The organism is Pseudoalteromonas sp. SG45-5 (genome assembly GCF_014164085.1).
Taxonomy (GTDB): domain Bacteria; phylum Pseudomonadota; class Gammaproteobacteria; order Enterobacterales; family Alteromonadaceae; genus Pseudoalteromonas; species Pseudoalteromonas aliena.
Genome location: NZ_JACJEM010000162.1, coordinates 1 through 457, shown reverse-complemented (window position 1 = coordinate 457; position 457 = coordinate 1). Strand labels below are relative to the sequence as shown.

1 protein-coding gene is annotated in these 457 nt (G+C 40.7%); it reads left to right on the top strand.

The window, feature by feature from the left end:
- On the top strand, positions 1-457 hold a 457-nt coding region (locus H5119_RS20105; RefSeq protein ID WP_220492926.1), incomplete at both ends, for a hypothetical protein.

Here is a 457-nt window from a genome sequence, read left to right as displayed (position 1 = left end):
GATAGCGGCTCAAACAGAGCAAGAATTTGAAATAGATGATGCTGACAATGATGAGTTATTAGCAAGTTCAGATGAAAATTCGGTGGACGACGAATTTGATAATGAATTAGAAGAAGCTGAAGAAATTCAACCTCTAGATCTTGATGACTCGCAAGAAGCAGCGGCAGATGATCAAACATCCGACACTGCTGAACCGCTGCAAGAAGACGATTTAGATGATGATTTGCTAATCGATGACGAATTGGCTGAGTTGGGTAGTGAATTAGAAAATGAGTTAGGCGATGACGATGAGTTAGCAAATACACCGCCGACGGCATTAAATGAAGAGATTACTGACTTACCTGAAAATGTAGACACCGATACAAAAGATGTATCGGTAAGTCAAACAGAGCAAGACTTGGCCAATGCGCTTGCTGCAGAAAGTAGTTTAGATAGCTTAGAAGATGATTTTGACGAC